This is a genomic window from Myxococcus sp. CA039A (assembly GCF_013336645.1).
Taxonomy (GTDB): domain Bacteria; phylum Myxococcota; class Myxococcia; order Myxococcales; family Myxococcaceae; genus Myxococcus; species Myxococcus llanfairpwllgwyngyllgogerychwyrndrobwllllantysiliogogogochensis.
The window spans coordinates 1-1,895 of sequence record NZ_JABUMQ010000626.1 but is presented as its reverse complement, the minus strand read 5'-3'; the positions used below and the strand labels follow the sequence as shown (position 1 = coordinate 1,895).

4 protein-coding genes are annotated in these 1,895 nt (G+C 47.2%); 3 read left to right on the top strand and 1 reads right to left on the bottom strand.

Translation table 11 applies throughout. The features are described from left to right. Positions 1-136: 136 nt before the first annotated feature. Positions 137-847, top strand: coding sequence for a stalk domain-containing protein (locus tag HR086_RS46525; RefSeq protein ID WP_171450219.1), 711 nt, complete (start codon positions 137-139; stop codon positions 845-847). Positions 848-876: 29 nt separating this feature from the next. On the opposite strand, the gene HR086_RS46520 is transcribed toward HR086_RS46525, so the two are convergent. Next, entirely contained in the window at positions 877-1,131 is a 255-nt protein-coding gene (locus HR086_RS46520) for a helix-turn-helix transcriptional regulator (RefSeq protein ID WP_174468876.1), read from the bottom strand. 175 nt (positions 1,132-1,306) lie between these two features. Here HR086_RS46520 and HR086_RS46515 point away from each other — a divergent pair, with 175 nt between their 5' ends. After that, positions 1,307-1,597 (top strand): hypothetical protein, encoded by a 291-nt coding sequence (locus HR086_RS46515; RefSeq protein ID WP_174468875.1) that lies wholly within the window; start codon positions 1,307-1,309, stop codon positions 1,595-1,597. Continuing rightward, on the top strand, positions 1,588-1,854 hold the full coding sequence (locus HR086_RS46510; protein ID WP_174468874.1) for a hypothetical protein: 267 nt from the start codon (positions 1,588-1,590) through the stop codon (positions 1,852-1,854). Before HR086_RS46515 ends, HR086_RS46510 begins: the two co-directional genes overlap by 10 nt. Positions 1,855-1,895: the final 41 nt, after the last annotated feature.

The following is a 1,895-nucleotide window of genomic DNA, read 5'->3' as shown; positions in this document are numbered from 1 at the left end:
TAACGGAGTTGAGGTTTAATGACGAACCCCCGCTGGCCTATTCGGCTGACGGGGATTTTTTTGTTTTTGGAAACTTTTCTCTATGCCCTGCGTATAACAAAAGGATTATATTGCCAATTTCGAGGAGGGTTTTAGGGTGAAAAAGAAGTTTGTCACAGCAGGGCTCGTTTCAGCGATTGTAGCAGTTTCCATGTCCGTAGGCGCGTTTGCGGCGTCGAACCTGGAGGAGATCAAGGCTTATCTGAACATGGGCGTCAAAATCCAATTGAACGGCAAAGCATGGCAGGCCAAGGACCAGGAGGGCAAGCCACTCTATCCGATTACATACGAGGGTTCTACTTACTTGCCGGTGCGAGCCGTTGGCGAAGCCCTAGGCGTCGAGATTGGTTGGGATGGCGAAACGGAAACCGTTCTGATCGGAAAGGCGCAAAGCAGTTTGGTAAAGAGTTTTGACGTGAGCAAAGAACTGTCTAGCGGTCCAATGAAAATGAAAATTACAAAAGTAACGCTTGACCCGGCGTACAAGAAGATGGAGTATTCCAAACCCGTCAGCGCCGTTGTGCTGGCCGTAGAGGTTGAAAATACATCAGACCAAAAAGTAAACTGGCACCCGACACAGGGAAAACTTGTGCTTAACACCAAGGAACAAATCGAAACTGCCTTAATTCATTCTGACCATGTAGATGGCGAATTTATGGGCAAGGTCATCAAGAAAGGGAATATTGTTTTCGAAACCAAAAGCGACTTGGCTGCAATTACGAACATAGAATACTTTATCGCCGGTCCGTTTGGCGATGATTTGAAGAGTTTAGGCGCTGAAGTTTCTACAAAAATTGAATTGAAGTAAGTTGAACCCATTCTCGTAAAGCCCCTGACCTAATCGGGGGCTTTTTCATGCTCCGTTGTCCGCTCCCAAATATCTTCAACGGTCCACCGAATATCCATCCCTTTTTCTTTTGCCCGCGCATTAAAGAAGTCCACGATCTTATAGGCCAAAGCTAGGTTCGGAAGACTTTTGTTCCGTGATAAATCGGTAATGGTATTACGGCTGACGCCTAGAGCTTCAGCAATTTCCAACTGCGTTACATCTAACCGAGTGGCGATAGTCTTGATATGGCAAATACAATTCAAGTGGATCAACTCCCTTTAGATATTTACTTCCACAACCACCTTTGTCGTTTCCTCTGAAGAAATATCAGAGGTTTTGCCGAATAAAGAAAAAATTATATTTTCACGGTTGGACATGCAACTTCACGGTTAACCGTGCATAAACTGTACCAACAAACCGAAAAGGAGAGATGGCTACATGGAGCACATCCGAGAAGAAATTTTACAGGAAGCCGTAGAGGGTACCAGCTGCACCGGCGAATGGGCAGCAATGCAAACCGTCCGGCTATATCGGGGTTACATCCAAGCAGGCCAACCGCACGACGAAGCCCTGACCCAAGCAAAGCAGGAAATGGTAAAGATCAAAGACGAGGCGTTACGGATTCGCAGGGAGGCCAAACTGCAGGAATGGCGCAATAATGTGGCTCCGTGGTGCGTGATCGCTCTCGGCGTATTGGCAGCATATGGGTGGTGGTCCTTGTGGGAATAAGCGACAGCCCGATCATTCAGCGCATCGCTCAATTGCGGGTAACACAAAAGGCTCGCGGCTTGGACCCGGTGCAACAAAGAGAACTCGATCTTTGCCTCGACTGGATAGTAAACCATTGCTGGACGCAGGCGCTTCTAAAGAACTTCTCGCTCATGGCCAGCATGACCAACGACGTGGATTGGCAACATGAGATTTGCCGGGATATCGACAGTTTACAAACAAAAAAGCCGGGCCGCAAAAAGCGGAACACCGACTAAGGAAACTAGACAGTTTTGATTATATGCAAATTGTTTAGAAA